This window comes from Mesorhizobium sp. EU05-FHT14A09 (assembly GCF_058790995.1).
Map to the genome: position 1 here is coordinate 1 of NZ_JBYTDF010000006.1, position 22,688 is coordinate 22,688.

At 62.7% G+C, this 22,688-nt stretch carries 17 protein-coding genes; 10 read left to right on the forward strand and 7 right to left on the reverse strand.

Annotated features, from left to right (window positions below; all coding sequences use genetic code 11):
• Positions 1-365: 365 nt before the first annotated feature.
• Entirely contained in the window at positions 366-533 is a 168-nt protein-coding gene (locus tag AC3WTO_RS20605; protein WP_492462776.1) for a hypothetical protein, read from the forward strand.
• 408 nt (positions 534-941) lie between these two features.
• Here the strand turns inward: AC3WTO_RS20605 and AC3WTO_RS20610 are convergent, their stop codons facing one another.
• Positions 942-1,232 (reverse strand): hypothetical protein, encoded by a 291-nt coding sequence (locus tag AC3WTO_RS20610; RefSeq protein WP_492462777.1) that lies wholly within the window; start codon positions 1,230-1,232, stop codon positions 942-944.
• 173 nt (positions 1,233-1,405) lie between these two features.
• Here AC3WTO_RS20610 and AC3WTO_RS20615 point away from each other — a divergent pair, with 173 nt between their 5' ends.
• Positions 1,406-2,128 (forward strand): Crp/Fnr family transcriptional regulator, encoded by a 723-nt coding sequence (locus AC3WTO_RS20615; protein WP_492462778.1) that lies wholly within the window; start codon positions 1,406-1,408, stop codon positions 2,126-2,128.
• A 42-nt stretch (positions 2,129-2,170) separates the two neighbouring features.
• On the opposite strand, the gene AC3WTO_RS20620 is transcribed toward AC3WTO_RS20615, so the two are convergent.
• The 5 genes from AC3WTO_RS20620 to AC3WTO_RS20640 form a co-directional block, all read right to left on the reverse strand.
• A complete protein-coding gene (locus tag AC3WTO_RS20620) occupies positions 2,171-3,481 on the reverse strand; it encodes a hypothetical protein (protein ID WP_492462779.1) in 1,311 nt (436 codons plus the stop codon).
• Between the two features lie 182 nt (positions 3,482-3,663).
• A complete protein-coding gene (locus tag AC3WTO_RS20625) occupies positions 3,664-5,721 on the reverse strand; it encodes a S9 family peptidase (protein ID WP_492462780.1) in 2,058 nt (685 codons plus the stop codon).
• Positions 5,718-7,016, reverse strand: a complete 1,299-nt coding sequence (locus tag AC3WTO_RS20630; protein ID WP_492462781.1) for an NAD(P)/FAD-dependent oxidoreductase — start codon at positions 7,014-7,016, stop codon at positions 5,718-5,720. The genes AC3WTO_RS20625 and AC3WTO_RS20630 overlap by 4 nt, the downstream gene beginning before the upstream one ends.
• Positions 7,017-7,085: 69 nt before the next feature.
• A complete protein-coding gene (locus AC3WTO_RS20635) occupies positions 7,086-8,255 on the reverse strand; it encodes a pyridoxal phosphate-dependent aminotransferase (protein WP_492462782.1) in 1,170 nt (389 codons plus the stop codon).
• A 42-nt stretch (positions 8,256-8,297) separates the two neighbouring features.
• Positions 8,298-9,542 carry a metal-dependent hydrolase family protein gene (locus AC3WTO_RS20640; protein ID WP_492462783.1) on the reverse strand — a complete coding sequence of 415 codons (1,245 nt, stop codon included), beginning with the start codon at positions 9,540-9,542 and terminating at the stop codon, positions 8,298-8,300.
• A gap of 429 nt (positions 9,543-9,971) precedes the next feature.
• Between AC3WTO_RS20640 and AC3WTO_RS20645 the strand changes: the two genes are divergently transcribed.
• The 4 genes from AC3WTO_RS20645 (at position 9,972) to AC3WTO_RS20660 (ending at position 15,510) form a co-directional block, all read left to right on the forward strand.
• Positions 9,972-11,666: an ABC transporter substrate-binding protein gene (locus AC3WTO_RS20645; protein WP_492462784.1), complete on the forward strand. Its 1,695-nt coding sequence runs from the start codon at positions 9,972-9,974 to the stop codon at positions 11,664-11,666.
• Positions 11,667-11,750: 84 nt separating this feature from the next.
• Positions 11,751-13,604, forward strand: coding sequence for a dipeptide ABC transporter ATP-binding protein (locus AC3WTO_RS20650; RefSeq protein WP_492462785.1), 1,854 nt, complete (start codon positions 11,751-11,753; stop codon positions 13,602-13,604).
• A complete protein-coding gene (locus AC3WTO_RS20655; protein WP_492462786.1) occupies positions 13,601-14,560 on the forward strand; it encodes an ABC transporter permease in 960 nt (319 codons plus the stop codon). The genes AC3WTO_RS20650 and AC3WTO_RS20655 overlap by 4 nt, the downstream gene beginning before the upstream one ends.
• Positions 14,557-15,510: an ABC transporter permease gene (locus AC3WTO_RS20660; protein ID WP_492462787.1), complete on the forward strand. Its 954-nt coding sequence runs from the start codon at positions 14,557-14,559 to the stop codon at positions 15,508-15,510. Before AC3WTO_RS20655 ends, AC3WTO_RS20660 begins: the two co-directional genes overlap by 4 nt.
• An 85-nt stretch (positions 15,511-15,595) precedes the next feature.
• On the opposite strand, the gene AC3WTO_RS20665 is transcribed toward AC3WTO_RS20660, so the two are convergent.
• A complete protein-coding gene (locus tag AC3WTO_RS20665; RefSeq protein WP_492462788.1) occupies positions 15,596-16,357 on the reverse strand; it encodes a GGDEF domain-containing protein in 762 nt (253 codons plus the stop codon).
• 443 nt (positions 16,358-16,800) lie between these two features.
• On the opposite strand from AC3WTO_RS20665, the gene AC3WTO_RS20670 reads away from it, so the two are divergent.
• From AC3WTO_RS20670 to AC3WTO_RS20685, 4 genes are all read left to right on the forward strand, one after another.
• A complete protein-coding gene (locus AC3WTO_RS20670) occupies positions 16,801-18,252 on the forward strand; it encodes a TolC family outer membrane protein (protein WP_492462789.1) in 1,452 nt (483 codons plus the stop codon).
• A gap of 40 nt (positions 18,253-18,292) precedes the next feature.
• Positions 18,293-20,431, forward strand: a complete 2,139-nt coding sequence (locus tag AC3WTO_RS20675; RefSeq protein ID WP_492462790.1) for a type I secretion system permease/ATPase — start codon at positions 18,293-18,295, stop codon at positions 20,429-20,431.
• A gap of 145 nt (positions 20,432-20,576) precedes the next feature.
• Positions 20,577-21,866: an HlyD family type I secretion periplasmic adaptor subunit gene (locus tag AC3WTO_RS20680; protein WP_492462791.1), complete on the forward strand. Its 1,290-nt coding sequence runs from the start codon at positions 20,577-20,579 to the stop codon at positions 21,864-21,866.
• A complete protein-coding gene (locus AC3WTO_RS20685) occupies positions 21,856-22,503 on the forward strand; it encodes a ribbon-helix-helix domain-containing protein (protein ID WP_492462792.1) in 648 nt (215 codons plus the stop codon). The genes AC3WTO_RS20680 and AC3WTO_RS20685 overlap by 11 nt, the downstream gene beginning before the upstream one ends.
• Positions 22,504-22,688 lie beyond the last annotated feature (185 nt).

Below are 22,688 nucleotides of genomic sequence, written 5' to 3' on the forward strand. Positions count from 1 at the left end.
AAAGACTCCGCGCCGGCGGCCGGCAACGGCGGCATGGGCGCAATGGGATACTGACAACAGTGCCTCAACCGTTCGGCTAGCGCGATCCGACAAAGCATTCGCATACGAGGAGAACTGGCTCCATATGCATCGAAATGTTCAATCTGGCGTCGGACGAGGTCACGAAACTTGCCAGGTTGAGAGTTCTGTCTGACGTCTACTGGAAGCGCCAGTTCATCGAAGCGGCAGGACGATTGTGCTCGGGCAGACCGGCTCCGAGAGGCTGCGCGCCCTCAGCCTGCCATCTGCTCTCGCCGTATGGCTATCGGGGTGAAACATCTCCGGCGGTGTCTTTTCGTCGTCAACCAGCAACAAGAGCCCATTCGATGATCATCTACACTAAGAAAACCGAGCCGAAGCCTACAGCTCAAGAGAATGAACAAAACCGCTTCGAAAGAATTCGCAAGACGGTTGTCGAGCAGCGGAAGAAAACTGATGTCGATGGCACGCCCCAACGCGCTCAACAGACTGTCGAGGATAAACGCCCCTCATGAAACGCGAGTTTCAATGGCTTCGGGGCGACGGTCGTCTGGCACGTGTTGTCGAGCCGATCGCTGGCAAACCTTATACGAACGGCCGCGTGGACCAGAATGATCGCGATCGGATGGTAGTGGCTCGAGAGCTGACAGTCCGCTACTTGGTCCTATCTAGGACGCAGTAAACCCGCTTTCGAAATGCCTATGATCCGACAATCCTAGACACGCTACGGGCGGTTGGAATTGATTTTGGGACGGCAGGACTTCTCGGCGAAACCATAACCTGAATCATGACCGGTGCGCAAAGCTGGCGGAATGCGCCTCACCGTATGTTCCGAACATCAAACGCACGAAAAATTCAGCAACACCTCTGCAACATGGATCAATGGCACTTGGTTTCTGAGAACGCTGTAGGAGGGAGAGCAGTCAGCTTTGCGCGAGATCCCGCCGGAGGCTATCTGAAATTGTCTGCAGCAGGGTGAGCGACTGGCTCAGCGTGCCAGGAGAATCTCCGAGTGATTCAGCGATGTCTTCCTTCACGTCCGCGGCTATATCAACGACTTCGACCGCCTCTTGGACGGTGATCACCGCCCCTGCGATCAAGGCGTGGATCAAGCTCTCCACAAGCAGCAACGCCGCCTGCCCGTGTGCATCGGGTCCTTCCTTTACTGCGGTCCGTGACATCACTTGGTTGTCGTTGACGGTTTCCGAGGTCATGCCCTTCGCTCGCATTGGCGAGAGCACTTCATCTCTCAGTCGCCAGGCCCGCGATCACGTCCAGCGATGGCGGAACATAGGGGAGAATCGGATTGAGCGCCATTAACTAAATCAACTTCCGATATTAACTTTGAACAATATCAAACTTTATCGTGTCGTGGGAATGTGGGCCCATGGGTAATCGGTTTGTCGAGAAACTACAGGGGTACGGAAGTCTTGGTGAGGAAGATGTCACTGCGCTTCTGGCGGCTACCGTTGGCCCCCGCAACATTGCCCCTCGCAAAGATCTGATCCGGGAGGGCGACAGGCCTGGCCCGGTCTTTGTCGTCTTGGACGGGTGGGCATGCCGCTACAAGATCCTGCCGAACGGAACCCGGCAGATCCTGGCCTATCTTATGCCAGGGGATTCCTGTGACCTCCGCGTTGGGCTCTTGAAGGAAATGGACCACAGCATCCAGACGATCACGACCGCTCTCGTCGCCACAATCGACCGCTACCTGATGGATTCGATCATGGATCATCATCCCAGGGTGGCCAAGGCGATGTACATCGCGCAACTGGTCGACGAAGGCACGATGCGAGCTTGGATCACGAGCATGGGCCGCCGCAGCAGCATCGAGCGGGTCGCACACCTGATGTGCGAACTTTACCTGAGAGCCCAGAACATCGGCATCACGGCGAATACGCATCTGGAGCTCCCTTTGTCACAGCTCTTGCTGGCGGATTCACTGGGAATGACCCCAGTCCATCTCAATCGGGTCCTGAAGGAACTGAGGAAGACAGGCGCCATGACCCTGCAACGCGGCAGCCTCACCATCACCAATCCAGTCACGCTGATTCAGGTCGCCGGTTTCGATGAGAACTACCTTCACCGACGCATGCGTCGTGCGGCGTAGGGTCTCAACGATTGGGGCCTTTTTGCGGGGCCTATATGAGCGTCAGGGGCATTGGCCGGCTTTGCAGATTTGGCATCCGCCATATGTCTGGTAGCCAATTGCGATGGCACCATTCTGCAGCACGCAGGCTCTCATTCCGGGTAGCAGCATGTCTTGGGCGCAGAGCGGGTCCAGCGGCGGCTCTACCTTGCCGACGGCCACCAGCCGGGGGCCGGGGTCAACACGAATGACGTTCATCTGTTTGTCCACGTAGTGCAAATACCCTTGGATATTACAAATCGAAGCCATTTTTGTTGTCGACGCCAAATCTGGTGGCGGCGTCACTTCGGGCGAAGGCGCGGTAACTGCGGGCTGGGCAATGTTCTGTCCGGTTGGTGCTCCTTGGTGGGCAACGAGTACGGTACCGGCGCCGAGTGGAGTCTGAATTTTTTGCTCGGAGAACGTGATGGCGCTTCGATGGTCGCTTTTTGCCCCCATGATTTGTTGCCCGCCGGCGAGCAGGTTGAAATAGGATCGAGCGTATGATGCCGCCGCTTCGGCCTGATCTTCAACCGCCTTGTGGTTTTTCAAGTAGTTGTAGGCGAAAAGATCTATGCCCCACTCCTTGTACTGTCGAACGTGATAGAGTTCATGAGTTAGCCACACGACGTCGTTGATGTCATCGAAGTCGGGCGTTCTTTGAAAGACAATCACGTTATCTACGGTCACGGCATTGTCGTCCTTGAAAAACGGAAGGCGATTGCCGTTGTTGATTATTCCGGGCAACGTAATGGTGACGGTCTCGGAAACATAGCGCGCGCTGTCGAGTATCTCGCTTGGAATGATGGGCCGCAGTGCCGTTTTCACGCTATCAGGCAATGGCTGGGCCTGGTTTTCCAGTCGACTTTTTGCATCCTTGATGGCGGCTGCCAGCGGGAGAGCCAGCGATATCAGCGCATCCTGTCCTTTAAGGATGGAGGCTGCCTGACCAGCCGCCGTGAAGCCAAGTTCCGTTGTGAAGCGATTGGAAGCCGTGCCGATTTCGAACAAAATTGTCCCGGCGTCACCGCCCACTTTGTTTGCAAATTGGCCTAAAACCACGTTCGGCACACTGATTATGTTGCCGCCGGACTGTACGATTTGTCCTAATGCCTGCCCTTGCTGCCCGATAAAATCTTTTACATCCAGCGGGTTTTGCTTCCCGGTAACTATCTGAATTGGAGTTGTTATAGGATTGATGATCTTCGGCGCCTCTTTGATGATGCTGCCGGCGTCTTTTATGATTTTCTTTAGGCTCAATGCTTCTGATGGCGATGCGGCGGCGAAAATGGTCGCGGCGCAAATCAGAACGCGAAGTACCCCCTCCAAATTCATGGATACCTCCCCACGGTGTTATTGCATCATTCCACTGCCTGCGATCCTGTCAAGTTGTGGTCAGAGGGAGAATGTCGAGGGTTTTCGAAGAGATACTTCGAAGGGGCTGGTTTTGCGCCAAACAACCGGTTCGTGTTCGCGAATGCGGGCCTATCCGGACAAGCCGCTGACAGCTGCTCCCTTTATTCCGGCTTCAGCACCGCCTCGAAGAATTCCGCCAGTTTGCCATAGGCAAATCGCGTCTGCTTGACGCTCACCCTGGCCCAGGCGTGGCCGGAGCCAGGCAAGGTCACCAGCTCGAAACGTTTGCCCTGCTCGATGAATTTCTCGACCAGCGCGATCGTGTCCGAGTAAAGCACCACCTCGTCGCTGGTGCCGTGGATGATCATCAGAGGGTCGGCGAGGCCCTTGGTATTGTAGAGCGCCGACTGGTTCTCATAGCGCTTCGGATAATCGGCGCCGCGCGGCGCGCCCATGATCCATTCCTGCTCCGGATAGGCGTGCCAGACATTGGTCGCCGGCGCGCCGGCGACGCCGGCGGCGTAGAAGCCCGGTTTCTTGAACAGCGACATCAGCGTCATCAGCCCGCCATAGCTGGAGCCCCAGATGCCGACGCGGGCAGGGTCGGCAAAACCCTGTTCGACGAGGCCGCTGACGCAGTCGGCGATGTCCTCGATATCCTGCTGGCCGTAGGAATGCAGCATCGGCCGGTTCCATTCCCGGCCGCGGCCGAAACTGCCGCGGATGCCCGGATTGGCGACGATGAAGCCGCGCGAGACCAGATACTGGTCGAGGCCCCATGACGGGTGGGCGTCACGCCCGCCCCACTGGTTGCACAGCGTGTCGGAATAGACCGAACCGACGATCAGCGGATAGCGCCGGCTGGGGTCGTGGTCGGGCGGCAGCATCAACCGCACCGAAAGCAGCGCGCCGTCCGTGCTGCTTTGGCAGTCGACATAGCGCACCACGGCCCAGCGCCGTTCCCGGAAGGTAGGCAGCGGCGACTGAGTGAGCCGTTTCGGCTCGACGGCGCCATCGAGAGAGCGCAGGTAAAGATCCGGCGGCGACAGGTCGTTGCTGAACCGGTCGGCGACCCATCTGAAATCCGGAGAATAGATCGGCTGGTGCGTGCCGTGTCCGCTCGTCACGGCTTCGATCGCGCCACCTGCCACCGGCACTTTGTGCAGCGACCGGTCGGCGTTGTGCGGCAGGTTGGCGGTGAAATGGATCGCCACGCTGTTGTCGTCGATCCTGAAGGCCTCGATCTCCCAGTCGCCATGGGTGATCTGCTCGGGCATGGCACCCGCGGCCGGCAACCGGTAGAGTTGGTTGAAGCCGTCACGATCGGTGAGCAGGATCAGGCCCTGGTCCTTCGGCGCCCACGCCACCTTCCAGTCGGGACGGATCTGGATGGGATCGTGGAACTGGTAATAGGTCGTGCGCGTGCCGGTCGCGGTGTCGTAGACGAAGATCGTGTGGGTCTTGATCGACAGGTCGCTGCTGCTCACCAGCAGCGAACGGCCGTCCGAGGACAGCGCGATGTTCCAGATCGCATCCTGCTCGTCGGGTCGTTCGAAAAATCTCGGCGTGCCTCCGGCAACCGCGACAACGCCGGCTTTCAGCCGCACGATCTCGTCGCCCGGGAACGCGCGGGTGTGGGTGTCGCGCCGGGCCGAGCCCTCGAAATCATAGGCGATCTCGATCTGCCGGACGGTGCGGTAGTCGGCCTGCACGAAGGCCAGCAGCCCGCCGTCCTGCGACCATTCGAACGTCTCGACGGCGAGGCGCTCGGCGCCGGCCACCAGCAGGCGGGCCGGCTGGTCGGCGTCGAAATCCTTGACCAGCAACGATCCCCCGGCAGTGAAGGCAAGGCGTTGTCCGTGCGCGGCCAGTGCGCCGATATCCTGCCTGTCGGGTTCGACACGGCTGACCTCTCCATCCGGTCCCGCGACATGCAACTGCTTGTCCAGCACGAAGACGATGCGGCCGTCGTCGAGCCATGCCGCCTGGGTGATCCCCGGCCCGGCCTGTTCGCCATCGCCGAGCCGGGTCAGCCGGCGCGTCGCGGCCGCCTGGACATCGTGCACCCAGATGTCGCGAAAGCCCTTCCCGGTTTCGTTCCACAGAAAGGCCAGCCGCGTTGCGTCCGCCGACCAGACAGCGGCTTCCGGCGTGGTGCCGATGATGCTCGGCTCGGCATAGAGCATGTCGAGCGAAAGCGTGTCGGTCCTGGAATTCACGCGCGTCCTCCTGTCGAACGATAATCCTGCCATCTGGCCTGGGCGATCGCCAGCGATGGTGCCGCCTGCGCCAGCAGGTGGAACGGGATGGCATGGGCGGCGGCGACGGGGATGGCGAGATCGCCGAGCCGGCGGCCGCTGGCGGCCTCGGACAGCATTTCGCCAAGCATGGCCGTCAGCGCGATGCCGCGCCCATTGCAGCCGATGCCGCCGATGAAACCCGGCCCGAACTCGTAGAGATGCGGCAGGAAATCCGTGGTCATGGCGGCCGTACCGCGCCAGGCATGTTCGATCCTGGGAATTTCCGGCAGCCCGAGTTCGGTGGCGAGCCGACCGGCGATCATCTGCGCCATCCGGTCATGGGCACCGAACGGGATCATCGCCATGCCGCCGCTGATCAGCCGGTTGTCGTGGTCGAGCCGGTAGGTGAACAGGTTGGCGCGCGTGTCGGCAACGGGGTGGCGATGCGGCGCGATGCGCTTGGCCACCTCAAGCGGCAGCGGCGCGGTCGCGGCCTGATAGACGCGCAACGGTACGACGACACGGGCGAGGCGGCTGGCGATGCCTGTCGTCGTCGCATTGGTGCACAACAGAACCTTGTCGGCATCGACATAGAACTGGCCGGCGGCCAGGCGCCAGATGCTGCCATTGCGTTCGACCCGCCGGACCGGCGTGGATTCGAAGACGCGTGCACCGGCGGCGATGGCGATGCGCGCCAGTCCGTAGGTGTATTTCAACGGGTGCAGCATGCCGCCGCTTTCGTCGAGCAGGGCGCCGGCGCAGAAGCGCAGGCTGGTGCGGCGGCGTGCTTCCTCTGCGTTCAGCATGCGCACCGGCCGGCCGAGCTTGCGCCACGCCTCGGCCCGCTTGTGCAGCAGCGCCAGCATCTTGTCGGTATGGGCGACATGCAGCCAGCCGACCTGTTCGGCATCGCAGTCGATCTGATGGTCACGCGCCGTCGCGAAGACGCGGTCGGCGCCGGCACCGACCAGCTTGAGCAGCCTGGTGCCGCGTTCCGTGCCGAGCCGTGTCATGACGGCGGCGGGATCCGCCTTGGCGAAATTGGGCACGACGAAGCCGGCGTTGACGCCGCTGGCGCCGCTGCCGATCGTGTCAGCCTCCAGCACGGCGACACGGATGCCTTGCCGGGCGAGATGCCAGGCGGCCGTCAGCCCGGTCAGCCCGCCGCCGATGACGGCGACATCGACGCGGATCGGGGTCTTCAGCGTCTGTGTCGCCGGCGGCCGGGTGGTCGTCGCCCACCACAAAGTGTCGCGGTGTTCGCTGGCCTGCATGTCTCACGCTCGATGTGGCTTGCGGAAAATGAACAGTCGGCGCGTTTCCGGAGAAACGCTCCGTGGCTATTACAGGCCGTTGAAAAAGGCCGTGAGCCGCTTCATGCCTTCCTCCAGCCGCTCGCTCGACTCCGAGCCGAAGCAGATGCGCAGATGGCCTTCGCCGGCGGCGCCGTAGAAGCTGCCTGCCTCGACCACGACATGCGCCTCGCGCAGGATGCGGTCAGCCAGTTCCTGCGACGGAATTCCGGTCTCGCTGATGTCGGGAAAGGCATAGATCGTGCCTTGCGGCAGCGCACAGCGCACGCCGGGCATCTGGTTGAGCGAACGCACCACGAAGTCGCGTTTGCCGCGATCTTCAGCGACAAGCCCGGCAAGCACCGCCTCAGGTCCCTCGACCGCGGCGCGGGCGCCGTCCTGGACGAAGGTGTTGACGTGGGTCACATCGTTCATCGCGATCTTGAGCAGTGCCGGCATCAGCCATTGCGGCGCCGCGAGATAGCCGATCCGCCAGCCATCCATGGCGTAGGACTTGGTGAAGGCAAACATCGTCACGGTACGGTCCTGCATGCCGTCCAGCGCAGCGATGCTGACGTGGCTGGCACCGTCATAGACGATGTCTTCATAGACCTCGTCGGCTATGACGATGAGGTCATGGCGGATTGCCACGTCGGCGAGTTCCTGGAGTTCGGCGCGGCTGTAGACACGCCCCGTCGGATTGGACGGGTTGACCAGCACGATCGCGCGCGTGCGCGGCGTGACCTTGGCTTCGAGGGCGGCGGCATGGATGGCGTAGTCGTCCTTGGCGTCGAGGACAGCGAACACCGGCACGGCGCCGCAAAGCTCGATCTTGCCTACATGCTGCGGGTAGTGCGGCTGCAGCAGGATCACTTCGTCGCCGGGATCGAACATCGCCATGAAGGCGACGAAGGCGGCATGGGTGACGCCGTTGGTGACCAGCACCTCCTGCGGCCCCACCTTGATGCCGTTGCGCTCATTGAGTTTCGTGGCCAGCGTCTCGCGCAGCTCCCGTGTGCCGCGCGGGTCCGAATAGTGGACCTTGCCGGCGTTCAGCGCCGCAATCGTCGCCTGCTTTATGTGATCAGGCGTGTCGGCATGCGGCCTGCCGACCTCGAGATGGATGAGATCCAGCCCTTCGCCGGCAAGGCGCGAGGCCTTGTCGTACATGCCGAAGCTTTTTGCGGATGTCTGTGAGATCCGCTTGGCTACGCGACGCATCTTTTAATCTCCTGACTGGAAAACTGCCGGCCGCGCGGAGCTCTAGCGGCTCGCCAGATCCGTCTTGTGGATGGCGCCGTCCTTCATGATCAGGCGCAGGTTCTTGTGTGGCTCGGACAGCAGGCTGATGTCGCGCAACGGATCGCCGTCGCAGACGATCAGGTCGGCCACTGCACCCGGCGCGATCACGCCGAGGCGGCCGCCCTGCTGCAGGATCTCGGCATTGACCGAAGTCGCCGAGCGCAACACGTCGGCCGGTTTCTGGACGCGGCCACGGATGGCGAACTCGTCGGCCTGCGCATATTCCATCTCGCCCATCAGGTCGGTACCGAAGCCGAGCTTGACGCCGGCGTCGGTGCAGATGCCGAGCATGGCGATGCCGGTGCGGTTGACGAGGTCGAGCTTGTCCATGACATAGGCCGAAAGGCCGAGCCGCTCGCCATGCTTGGCCGTCTCTTCATAGGCCACCAGCGTCGGCACCACATAGGCGCCGCGGCCGGCGACATAGGCCGCCGTCTCGGCATCGATCATGTTGGAATGCTCGACGGTGCGCACGCCGGCGCTGACCGCATGGCGGATAGCCTCGCTGGTGTACGCGTGGGCGCAGACATATTTGCCGCGTACGCCGGCCTCGTGCACGGCGACTTCGAGCTCTTCCTTGCTGAACTGCAGGTTTTCGATCGCGTCGGCCGGGGAACCGACGCCGCCCGAGGCCAGCACCTTGATGTGGTCGGCGCCCTTGCGCATCTCGTTGCGCACCGCGCGCCGCATCTCGTCGGGACCATCGACGACCCGGCACTGGAACGTGAAGGCGCTGGAATTATAGTCGATGTCGAGGCGGTCGTCGGTCAGGCTGCGGTGGTCGCCGTGGCCGCCGGTCTGGCCGAGTGCCGGGCCGCCGACGAACAGGCGCGGGCCGGGGATGAAGCCCTGGGCGATGGCATCGCGGATGCCGACATCGCCGCCGGCCACGTCGCGCACGCTGGTGAAACCGCGATCGAGCATGGCGCGGATGCGCGGCACCGCGCGCGCCGTCATCTCGGTCAGCGGCATGTTGCGGTTGCGCGCCTCGACGAGATTGACGGCGAACACATGCGCATGGGCGTCGATCAAGCCGGGAAGCAGCGCCCGGCCGGCGAGGTCGAACACGACGGCGCCGGGAGCCGAAATCGGCCGGTCCGAAACCTCCTCGATGCGCCCGTCCGCGACCAGCACGTTCATGCCTGGCTGCAAGGCGTCGCCATGGCCGTCAAAGACGCTGGCGTTGGTCAGGAGAATTTTTGTCATCGCGTGACTGCCTGTTCTTGTCGAGCTCTCTCGTGATGCCATCGAAAGCAGGCTTAGCCGGCATGGCTGGAGCTTGCGAGCGGCGCCCTCGCATGCAGCAGGTCGCGCTCCACCTTCGAATTGGATCACTTGCCGCCGACTGTAGGCGAGGCCAAAAGCTGCTGTAAAGTCTATTTGATCAAAAAATCAAACAATCCATTGATTCACGTTTGGGGACATGATGATATCGAAGCCGCGCATTCGCAACGACGATGCGTGAAGGTCGGGAGGAAGAAGAAAATGAAACAAGGTCTGGTAGCCGCGTCGATAGAGCGTTTCCGCTTTTTCCGGAAACGCGGAAATGCTCTAACTATTTGTTTCTACGCAATTCCGAACGCAAAACCGCTGCGCACTTTTGCTGGAATTGCTCAAGCGCTGGCTCTTTCATACGTGGCTGTTGCCTATCCGGGCACATCGTCGGCGGAGGAGGCGCAGAAGGGCGGAACGCTGCGTATTCTCGGCAATGCCGAGGTCGATCGTTTCGACACGGTTCCGCCGGCGACAGCGGACGTCACCAATTTCCATCGCGCGACCGTGCGCCAGCTCGTCAGCTTCGCTGCGTCGCTGGATGCGGCAGAGCAGGTCAAGCCGGCGGGCGATCTCGCCGAAGCGGTGCCGGTGCCGACAGACAACGGCCTGACCTACACCTTCAAGCTGCGCCAGGGCGCGAACTGGAATGCGCCGGGCGGCGCACGTCAGATCACCGCCGAGGATCTCGAACGTGGTTTCAAGCGCATGTGCAACCCGGCGATCGCCTCGCCGCACATCACCTATTTCGAGGATCTCGTCGTCGGCCTTTCCGAATATTGCGCCGGCTTCGCCAAGGTCGAGCCCAAGGTCGAGGCCATGAAGGCCTATGTCGAAGGCAACGACATCAGCGGCATCGAGACCCCGTCGCCCGACACCGTCGTCTTCAAGCTCAAGCATGCCGCCAACGACTTCATCTACATGCTGTCGCTGCCGACGGCGGCCCCAGCCCCTGTGGAAGTGCTGGCCTATCTGCCCGACAGCCCCGAATACCGCTCGAACTTCATCGCCAGCGGCCCTTACACCGTCGACAGCTATGTGCCCGACAGCCTGCTGAAACTCACCCGCAACCCGAGCTGGAAGCCGGAGTCCGATCCGCTTCGCAAGGCCTATGTCGACGAGATCGAACTGGTCTCGGGCATGCAGGCCGATGCCGCCATGCAGCAGATCGAGGCCGGCGACGCCGACATGCTCTACGATCTCCTGGTTCCGCCCGCGACCGCGCAGCGGCTGGTTGCCGCCGGTGACGAGAAGACGGTGGCGATCGCCAGCGGGCGCAGCCGCTTCGTGTGGATGAATACCGTTTCCGGCAACAATGGCGGCGCGCTGAAGAACCTCAAGGTCCGCCAGGCACTGAGCTACGCCATGGACAAGGCCGCCATCGTCCAGCAGCTCGGCGGCCCGACCTTCGCCAAGCCGCTTAACGGCATCTTCCCGCTCGGCGTTGTCGGCAATCACGACTTCGATCTCTATCCGACGCCCGATGCCAAGGGCGATCCGGAAAAGGCAAAGGCCTTGCTGGCCGAGGCAGGGTATCCCGACGGGCTGAAGATCAAGATGCCGTTCCGCAATTCGGGTTCGGATCCGGCGATCGCGCAGACCATCCAGGCAAGCCTGAAGAAGGCCGGCTTCGATGTTGAGCTGACGCCGGTGCCGCCGGCCGATTTCTATGCGCGTCTCATCACCAATTTCGAGAATGCGCAGAACGGCGTCTGGGACATCGTCGCTGCCGGCTGGACGCCGGACTGGCCAGGTGGCGCGGCGCGTTCGATCTTCCAGCCGCAATACACCTACAACGGCACGCACGGCACCTTCAATTTCTCCGACTTCAACAGCTCGCGCGCCAACGAGATCGCCGACAAGGCATCGGTTACCACCGATCCGGAAGAAGCGGCAAAGCTGTGGGGCGAGGTCGACGAGGCGGTCATGGCCGATGCGCCGACCGTCCCGCTCGTCTCCGTCAATACCATGGTCTACCACGGCGAGGCCGTGCAGAACTTCCTGCCTTACGCGGCCGGCGGCCAGGGTGACTGGACCAACGTCTGGCTGTCTCGCTGAGGCATGTGAACCCGGGCCGGTGACGTCTCCTGCGGGAGGCGCCGCCGGCTTTTCGGATCTGATCGCGTAGCGTTGTTTGTCGACATGGCCATTTTAGAAGCGCGCAATCTCAACATCGCCCTGCCGAGCGGCGACGGCATGGTCCATGCCGCCCGCGATGTCTGCTTCAGCGTCGAGAAGGGCGAGATGTTCGGCATTGCCGGCGAGTCGGGCTCGGGCAAGAGCGTGCTGGCGCAAGCCATACTGGGGTTGCTGCCCACGGCCGAGATCGACGGCGAGATCTGGTTCGAGGGAAAGAACCTGCTTGCCCTCGGTGCTCGCGAGATGCAGCAATTGCGCGGCGCCCGCATCGCCATGATCTCGCAGGACCCGCTCAGCTGCTTGCATCCTTTCTACACGATCGGCAGCCAGATCACCGAGGCGATCCATACCCACCGGCGTGTCGGCAGGGCGGTTGCGCGGCGCGAGGCGATCGATGTGCTGAAGCGTGTCGGCATCGCGTCGGCCGCCGAGCGTTTCGACCACTATCCACACCAGTTTTCCGGCGGCATGCGCCAGCGTGTCATGATCGCCATGGCGGTCGTGCTCAATCCGGCGCTGCTGATCGCAGATGAGCCGACGACCGCGCTCGACGTCACGGTGCAGGCGCAGATCATCAAGCTGCTCGACAACATGCGTCATGAACTCGGCACCGCCGTCATGATGATCACGCATGACCTTGGCCTGCTGTCGAGTGTCGCCGACCAGGTCATGGTCATGTATGCCGGCAACCGCATGGAGCTAGGACGGGCGCAGGCGGTGCTTACCGGGCCGGCACATCCCTATACCGTCGGCCTTCTGGCCTCCTCGCCGTCAAACCACACGCCGGGCAGCGAGTTGACCCCGATCGTCGGCCAGCCGCCCAGCCTGCTTATCCGACCTGAAAGCTGCACCTTTGCTCCGCGCTGCACGCGCGCCATGCCGGTTTGCCGCAGCGAGCGTCCGGCCGAGCGTGTTTTCGCCGATGGCAACCGTTCCTTGTGCTGGTTGGAGGACAAGGCCTCGGCACTGCCCGCCACACGGCCCGTCGTGCACGCCGGCAGGCACGTGAACACGCCACGGCATGAGGATGCGGTGGTGCGTGTCCGTGACATCCATCTCGCCTTCTCGTCCGGCGGCTTGTTGCGGCCGCGCCATCGCACCGAGGTGCTGAAAGGCATCAGCCTCGAGTTGCGGCGTGGCCAGACGCTCGGCATCGTCGGCGAGAGCGGCTGCGGGAAGTCGACACTGGCGCGCGTCATCGCCGGGCTCATCCCGGCCAGCGGCGGCATGGTCGAGGTGTTGGGCAAGGACATTTCCCGGTTGAGCCCCGCCGAATGGCATGAGCTGCGCAAGACCGTCCAGGTCGTCTTCCAGGACCCGTTCGGTTCGCTCAACCCGCGGCGCCGTGTCGGCTCCATCATCGGCGACCCGTTCCGCATCCACCGCGTCGCGCGCGGCGGCGCACGCCGGCAGCGGGTTCAGGCGCTGATGGAAAAGGTCGGTCTCAATCCCGAACACTACAACCGCTTCCCGTCGGAATTCTCAGGCGGGCAGCGCCAGCGTATCGGCATTGCGCGTGCGCTCGCGCTCAATCCTTCGCTCATCATCTATGATGAGCCGGTGTCGGCGCTCGACGTCTCGATCCAGGCGCAGGTGCTGAACCTGATCCGCTCGCTGCAGGCCGAGCTCGGGCTGACCTATCTGTTCATCAGCCATGACCTGTCGGTCGTGCGCCATGTCAGCGACGAGATCGCGGTCATGAATGCCGGCAGGATCGTCGAACTGGGTGATGCCGAGCAGGTCTATTCCGCACCCAGCCATCCTTACACGCAGACGCTTCTGGCCGCCGCGCGACCATTGCCGGGCAGTGCCGCGACGCTTGTAGTTCCAGAAGAAACAAGAGAGAGCACGCCTTGAGCCAGTCCAGCTCACCCGATGCCACCGCGCCGGTCGCCATTGTCCAGCGCGGTTCGCTGGAACTGACAGTCAGGCGTTTCGCCGCCGACAAAGCCGGCATGCTGGCGCTCGCCTTCATCGTCCTGCTTGTAACCTTCGCGCTCGGCGCCGGGTTGATCGAGAGCTGGACCGGTCATTCCCCGATCGACCAGTTTCGCGACACCGGCCTGACGCCGACCGGTTTGCCGGTCGGTCCGAGTGCGGAGTTCCTGTTCGGCACCGACCAGCTCGGCCGCGATGTGCTGGTGCGGCTTGCCTATGGTGCGCGCACCTCGCTGGTCATCGGCCTGGTCGCATCCCTGCTGGCCTCGCTGATCGGCATAACGATCGGGCTGGTCGCCGGCTATGTCGGCGGCTGGACCGATGTGATCCTTGGCCGCGCCATGGATCTGGTGATGAGCATTCCCGTGTTGCTATGCACGCTGGCGCTGGTCTCGGTGTTCGGCCCGAGCATCCCGTTGAGCGTCGCCGTCATCGTCTTCTTTTCCTGGACGACGATCGGCCGCGTCATCCGGGGCCAGGTGCTGTCGCTGCGCGAGCGTGAATTCGTCCAGGCCAGCCGTTCGCTCGGGGCCGGGCCGTTGTCGATCATGGTCGTCGACATCCTGCCCAATCTCACCGTGCCGATCATCGTCTACACCACCATGATGATCCCGGCCGGCATCGTCTTCGAGGCGACGCTGTCCTTCCTTGGTCTGGGCATCGTGCCGCCGGCGCCCAGCTGGGGCGGCATGCTGGCCGAGGCTGCCGGCAACTCGATCTATCTGGTCGCCTGGTGGCTGATCCTGATCCCGGGCGCGGTGCTGCTGTTCACCACGCTCGCCTTCAACATCCTGGGCGACGCGCTGCGTGATGCGCTCGATCCAGCAAGCGGTAGGCGCCGCCGGCGCACCGGGCGCAAGGATGGCCGCTCGTGATCAGGTTCCTCGCCAGCCGCCTGGCTTTCGCCGCGGCCGTCCTCCTGGCGCTCAGCGCCTTCGTCTTCCTGCTGTTTTTCGTTGCGCCGGGCGACCCGGCGCGGCTGCTCACCGGCGAGAAGGCGACGGAAGCGCAGGTCGCCCAGGTGCGTGCCAATCTCGGCCTCGACCGGCCGATCCACGAACAATATCTCACCTTCCTTGGCAGGACGTTGCAGGGCGATCTCGGTTTCTCCTACCGCAACCAGCAGCCCGTGACCAAGCTGATCGCCAACCGCATGCCGGCCACCATCTCGCTCGGCATCGGCGCCATCCTGTTGTGGGTCGGCATCGGCATTCCGATCGGCATCATGTCGGCGCGCTATCCCGGCAGTCTGCGCGACAGGCTGGGGCAGGGCTTCATCCTGGTCGGCATCAGCTTTCCGACCTTCGTACTCGGCATGGCCTCGCTCTACTTCCTGTACTTCCTGCCGCGCCAGCTTGGCTTCACGCTGTTCCCGGGCGGCGGCTACAAATCCTTCCTGTCCAGCCCGTGGCTATGGGCTTGGCACATGATCCTGCCGTGGACGACCCTGGCCCTGGCCTCGGCCGCCATCTACGCGCGGCTTACGCGCGGCGAGATGCTGGCGGTGATGGGAGAGGACTATATCCGCACTGCCCGAGCCAAGGGTCTGTCGGAACGCAAGGTCGTCTACAGGCACGGCCTGCGCGGTATCCTCACGCCGCTGACCACGCAGCTTGGCGCCGACATCGCCGCCGTATTGGGCGGCGCCATCGTCACCGAGCAGGTCTACGGTTTGCAGGGGCTAGGCTCACTGGCCGTTCAGGCCGTCGGCAACCAGGATCGGCCGATCATCATCGGCGTGGTGCTTCTGGCGGGGCTGTTCATCGTGGTGGCCAACATCGTTGTCGACCTGCTCTACGTGCTGCTCGACCCGCGCGTTCGCTGATCGCAGTTATTTTCCGAACGTTGACGACGCATGCTGGCGACAATGGATCACGGGAGAAGGGGGCTTTCGCACGGATCGCTCGCCCTCAGTTGTCGGCGATGAGCCGCTTGATCTCCAGGCCGCCGGATTCCCGCTTGGCGGCTTCGAGCTGCTTGTCGGCGACGCGCAGCAGCTCGGTGACGGTGGTGGCGTTCTCGAACGAGATGCCGCCGACCTGGACGGCAAGCTCGATCTCCTTGCCCTGCGGCGCGAAATAGACCTTGGCCACTTCGCCGCGAATACGCTGGCCGACTTCCAGGGCTTCCTGTTCGCTGGCGTGATGCAGGAAGATGCCGAATTCCGTTTCACCGAGCCGACCGACGAAATCCTCTTTGCGCACCGATGAGCGGATCGTCGTGGCGATCAGCCTCAGCGCCTCGTTGGCCCATTCGAAGCCATATTGCTCGGCCGTGGACCGCAGCTGTCCGGCATCGACCACCAGAAGCGCGCCCTGTGGACGCGTCGGCCCCATCGGCGCGCGCACCCGGCGGTCGACGAGCGAGGAGAACACGTCGGCGTGATAGAAGTCGGTCGTCCTGTCGTGGCTGGCCGAATGCGTCAGCTCTTTCTTGAGCCGGCGAATTTCTTCGATCTTGGCGCTGAGCAGTGTGAACACAGGCACCCCGATCACGATCGGGACCGCGAATGTGGTGATGACCGTCCTCTGGAAGCTGGTGAAGGAACCGAACAACAGCAGGTAACTGAAGATCGCCGAAACACCGATGCAGATAGCGGTTCCGATCAGCACCAGTTTTGCGATCGGCAGCCAATCGGCCGTGTGTCGGTTCTTAAGGTCTTCGTTCGCCAATTGTCGTCCTCCGTGCCAACAATATGCGAATACGCCACAATGCGTTCAGCCTTGGTTTCGAAAAACATTCATATTGAAGACAATTTTCAATTTCGCCACCCGCAGTCTCCGCCAGCAGGCTTTATCAACATATGTTGACGCTTCTCGCAGCGAAAACGCATTCGTGTAGCGCAAGGTTGCAAATAACTGAAGGCTGGAAGTATCGGCGACAGCTATTCTGATTCGAATTATGTCAAGCCTAAACCTGCCGAAGACAGGCAACTTTAATTGGGGGTATGTGCCTTTTTTACTACATGAACAAAGATTCGATGCCAGTAACGTATATTCGCTCATCTAAATCGCCAGACTCTTGTCGACTCTTACATTTTTTCGGATATTTCCAGACGATAGTGCATCCTCCGCTGGGCGGTGGAGGTTGTTTGGGAGAGCTGGGGCAAGGGGAAATGGCTTCAAAAAGAATGGCGCGCTTGCGCCAGTATGCAGCGGTGCTGTTGGCGGCCACAACCTTAACGGGAGGGTCGGCCTACGCACTATCCCTGAAGGAAGCCATCGCAGTCGCAGTCGAGTCCAACCCCGAAATCGGGCAGGCGATCGAAAATCGCGAAGCCATCGAATTCGAATTGCGCCAAGCCAGGGGCCTCTACCTGCCGAGCGTCGACCTCGAGGCTTCGACCGGTGCGCGCCGGCTCGACAATCCTTCGCGCCGCACTTTGGCGATCGAAAACGACACGCTTTACCCGACTCAGGCCGGCGTGACGGTGACGCAGAAGCTTTTCGACAGCGGCGCGCGCCGCGCGGAAGTCGACCGCCAGGCTTCGCGCGTCGACGGCGCGTCCTTCCGTGTCCTCGAGCGCTCCGAATTCATCGCGCTGTCGGTGGTCCAGGACTATCTCGAATACCTGCTTCAGGGCTCCATCGTTAATGAAGCCAAGAAGAACCTCTCCTTCCACCAGGGTATCCTGGGCGATATTCGCGAGAGCGTTTCCGGCGGTGCCTTGACCGATGCGGATCGCCAGCAGGCCGAGGAACGCGTTCTTGCGGCAAAGGCCCGCCTGCAGGAGGCCTCCGAGGAGCTCGAAGCCGCCAAGATCCGGTTCTTCAAGACCGTCGGCAAGCCGCTGACCAATCCGAGCAAGCCGCCATCCGTCGCCAAGGCGCTGCCGCGCTCGCTCGATGAAGCGATCGGTCTGGCCCGGCAGAACAACCCGCGCATCCATATGGTCAACAGCGACATCGATGCCGCGTCCGCAATGGTGGATGCCGCCCGCGCCAAATACGGCCCTGAATTCATCGCCGAGGGTTCGGCACGCGCCGGCCAGGACGTCGACGGTTCCGACGGCCGCACCGACGACCTGCAGGCCCGGCTGGTGATGCGCTGGAACCTTTACCGGGGTGGCATCGACAAGGCCAACGAGCAGGAACAGATCCGTCGCGCCAGCGAACAGCGTCTCGCCTTGCATCAGGCGCATCGCGAAATCGAGGAAGCCGTGCGCACGTCGTGGGATCGCCGCTTCAAGCAGGCGGATCTCGCCAAGACCTTGCGCCAGCAGGCGGCCGCCAATGAACGGCTGGTTGGATCCTATCGTGAGCAGTTCAAGGTCGGCCAGCGCTCGCTGCTCGACGTGCTGGATGCGCAGAACACGCGCTTCAACACCGCGACGCTCTCCGACACCGCGATCTATGCCTCACTCTTTGCCGAATACCGTCTTCTGGCGGCGACCGGTCAGCTGCTGCGCAACCAGGGCATCACCCCGCCGAAGCAGGCAGCAGCCTATGCGCGGGCAGAGTTCAACGTTCCGAAGACAGCGGAGGTCGAAACCTTCGCACGCACGCCGTCGGAGCAGACCAACGATTTGCCGCTGGATATCCTCGCGCCCGTACGCAAGAAAAAGTAAGCGCCCGGGCTGCGAACAATAAAGGCCGGTTGAGCGTCTCGTGAACCAGCAACCTCAACTTCGTTCGCCGAGAACGGGTTTCAAAAGCTGTTTTTCTGCGATCGCCGCTTTTCTTGGCCGGCCGAGCGCCGAAACGGTGCTTTTCGCCGGGGTGCCGCTTTCCGACACGCGCATCGACATCGACGAGATCCGGCATCTCGCCGAGCGCATCGGCCTCGACGCCAAGGAATTCGACGGGCGCGATTTCCGTGCCGGACGGGTCGATCTTCCCGCCATCGTTTTTCGGGCCAACCAGCCGCCGGTCGCCCTGCTGTCGGAAGATGGCGCCGACGGTTACCTGACCGCGCCGCAGGAAGACGGTCAGGTCGTTATCTCGAGGGCAGCGCTTTCGCGTGAGCTCATTCTCGGCGGTGCATCGTTTTCGATCATCTATGCCAACGCCGCCGAGGACATGAATGTCGGCAACGCCCAGAAGATCGAGCGGCGCCATTGGCTGACGGGAACGATGAGCGCGTTTTGGCGCTCCTATTCCAAGGTGATCCTGGCGGCGGTCTTCATCAATCTGCTGGCCCTTGCCTCGCCGATCTTCACCATGAACGTGTATGACCGCATCCTGCCCAACAAGGCGATTTCGACCTTGTGGGTGCTGGCGCTGGGCGTCGGCCTTGTGGTGCTGTTCGATCTGCTGCTGAAGACGGCGCGCGCTTCGCTGATCGACTATGCCGGCCGCAAGGCCGATCTGCGCATCTCCTACATGCTGTTCGACAAGGTGCTGAATTCTTCGCTGGCAGCGAGGCCGGGCTCGACGGGCGAATATGCCAACCGGGTGACGCAGTATGAATTCGCGCGCGAGTTCTTCACCTCCAACACCATCAGCGTCTTCATCGACACCGCTTTCGTCTTCATCTTCCTGATCGTTATCTACGCCATTGGCGGCTGGCTGGTGATCATTCCCACCATCGCTTTCGTCATCACCATCGCGATCGGCCTCGTCACCCAGCGCCGCATCGGCAAATGCGTGGCGGCGTCGCTCAACGAGAGCTCGCAGCGCCAGGCGTTGCTGGTCGAGTCGATCTCGACGCTGGAGACGATCAAGTCGCTGCGCGCCGAGGCCTATCTGCTGCGCAAATGGAGCGAGCACTCCAAGAACGCCGCCAACACATCCGAACAGATCAAGCAATTGTCGGCGTCGGCCGGCAATCTCACCCAGGCGGTGCAGCAGCTGGTGACCGTGGCGCTTGTCGTCGCCGGCGCCTACGCCTTCGCGGAAGGTCATGTCTCGACGGGCGCGATCATCGGCACCGTCATGCTCGCCGGGCGCGCGGTCGCGCCGCTCGGGCAGGTTGCGATCACGCTGGCCCGCTTCAGGCAGGCAATGCTTTCGCTCAAGGTCATCAACGGTATCATGGAGCAGCCGGAAGACCGGCCCGATACCGTTGGCTTCGTCAACCGGCCGATCCGGAGCGGTGCCCTGGTGTTCAGGAATGTCGGCTTCGCCTATCCAGGCTCCGATGCCGAGGTTCTGAGCGGCCTGACCTTAAACATCAAGCCGGGCGAGCGGGTCGGCATCATCGGTCGCATCGGCTCCGGCAAGACGACGCTGGGCCGCCTGATAGGCCGCCTTTTCCTGCCGACGTCGGGAGAGCTGCTGTTCGACGGCATCGACGTGCGGCAGTATCATCCCTCCGAAGTCCGCGCTGCTGTCGGCGTGGTGGCGCAGGCGGGCGACCTGTTTTCGGGAACGATCAAGGAAAACCTCCTGATGGCCCGGCCCGATGCCACGGACGAGGAGATCGTCGATGCCGCCAAGGCGGCCGGGGTCGACGAGTTCGTGTCTCGCCATCCGCGCGGCTACGACATGAATGTCGGCGAGCGCGGCACCAACCTGTCCGGCGGCCAGCGCCAGGCCGTCGCCATCGCGCGGCTGCTTCTGGGCAAGCCCAAGATCGTTTTCCTCGACGAGCCGTCGGGTTCGATGGACCTGGCTTCGGAGCGGCAGCTGATCCGCCAGCTGAAGGTGGCCTTCGGCTCGGACACCACGCTGATCGTCTCGACGCATCGCTTCAGCATGCTGGAGCTTGTCGACCGGCTGATGGTTATCGACCAGGGCAAGATTGTCGCCGACGGTCCCAAGGACCAGGTGATCCAGGCGCTGCAGAAATCCGGTCGCGGCGCATGATCTCAACGGGGGTCAACGTCATGCCGGAGCAATTCCAGGAAAAGTGGGTAGCGGTTTTCCGCCTGGAATTGCGTAAAAACAGGCGCTTGGAGCGTTTCCGCATTTCCGTGAAAGACGGAAACGCTCTTGGCTGGGGACTGGTCTGATGCTTGCAAGGGATGATCGCCCGCCATTTTTCGCGTCGGCCACGGTTGCCATCGTCAGCTTCCTGCTCGTCGTCTTTGTGGCGTGGTCGTCCTTTGCCGAGATCGACGAGATCGCGCGTGGCGAAGGCAAGGTCATCCCGGCATCGAAGACCCAGATCATCCAGACCAGCGAGGCCGGCGTCGTGCAGGAAATCGCGGTCCGGATCGGCCAGATCGTCAAGAAGGACGATCTCCTGATCCGTCTCGACAACACCTTGAATTCCTCGAGCCTGGGCGAACAGCAGGCCAAAGCCCGCGCCCTGCGTGCGCGCACCGCCCGTCTCAAGCAGGAGCAGGGCGGAAAGATCGGCGATCCTTTCAATTGCCCGGCCGAGATCAGGAAGAATGCGCCCGACATCTGCGACAACGAAGAAAAGCTGCTGATCGCCAGGCAGGACAACTTCAACAACAAGATCTCCGTGCTGAAGTCGCGGCTGGAGCAGCGGCAGAAAGAGCTCGACGAGGCCAATGCCAATCTCGAACGCCTGACCAGGAACCAGCAGGTCAGTGCGCGCGAGGCCAAACTCGTCAACACGATGGCGCAGAAAGGGCTCATCGCCCAGACCGAGCAGCTGAGGGTGGAACGCGAGCAGACGGAACTGGCAGGGCAGATCAAGCTTGCCGGCGAGACGATCCTGCGCGGCAAGGCGGCCATCAACGAGGCGCAGCTCCAGGTCAACGAAGTCAATCTCGAGCTGCAGCAGGAAGCCCTTAACGACCTGACGCAGACGCTGGCGGATCTGTCCGTGGTCGACGAGACCATCCGCGGTGCCACCGACCGTGTCGCCCGCACCGACATCCGCTCGCCGGTCGATGGCATCGTCAACACGCTCGACGTCAACACGCTGGGCGCCTTCGTGCAGCCCGGCGCGGTCGTCGCCGGCATCGTGCCGACGTCGGAGACCCTGCTTGTCGAAGCGCGCGTGTCGCCGCGCGATGTCGCCTTCATCCGTCCGGAGCAGGATGCGCTGATCAAGATCACCGCATATGATTTCTCGATCTTCGGCGGCATCGAGGGCAAGGTCGCCAACATCACCGCCGACAGCCTTGTCGATGAGAAGACGGGCGAGCCTTATTATCAGGTCCGGGTGGCGACGGAGAAATCGACGCTGCTGCGCGACGGCAAGACCTACTCCATCATTCCCGGCATGATCTGCTCGGTCGACATCAAGACCGGCCGCAAGACGATCCTCAGCTATCTCCTGAAGCCGATCAACAAAGCCAGGGAGGAGGCCATGCGTGAGCGATAACGCAACGCCCTCCGGCTCCCTCGGCGCCGGCTTGCACCTGTCGGGCCAGCCCCTGCTGCGCGATCTGGAACCTGAATTCCGGGTCGTCGTGCGCAATGGCCAGCGGCGCGGTATCCGGCTCGAGCACGGCTTCTGGGACATGCTGAAGCGCATGGCGACGCGCAGCCATGCGACGCTTGGCGCTGTCGTCGACCAGATCGCGGAGGCCGCCGGGCCGGATGCCAACCTGACTTCGGCGATACGGGTGGCCTGCCTTCACGACGCCAGCGATGAAAACGCCATGCTGCGCCGGCTCACTTCGCTCGAAACGGTCAAGGCCATCCTGGTTGCCTGCCCGGCCCCGGCATTTGCCCTGGAAAGCACCCGCAAGATCCTTAGCTTCAATCCGCCGTTCCAGAACCTTGTCCGCCGCCAGCTGCCGGTCGGGCTGGAGGATGATGGCCGCAAGGATATGCGGCTGGCGCTCGATCTCCACGTGGCGGACATCCTCGATCGGCTGCGCCAGAACGGCAATCAACCGGTGGCCACCGGCTTCGTCATCGGCATCGGCGAACGCCGCCACCGCGGCCAGATCAATGCCGTGCGCGCTCCGGTGCCGGCACCCGACCTGCTGCTGGCTTTTGTCGTCAACGGGTAGTGCGCCACAGACCGTTGACAGCTTGCCGCGCGGATGGGCATCATGCCGGTGTTGCAGTAGGGCGCATCGGTTCGCGCATGACCTCGTCATGCGCGAGATCTAAGTGTTGGAGCGACCTTTGCGCGTCCGAAAGGACGCGCGGCGATCTAAGGCCGAAAGGGCAATGCCCACCTACGATGTCTCAA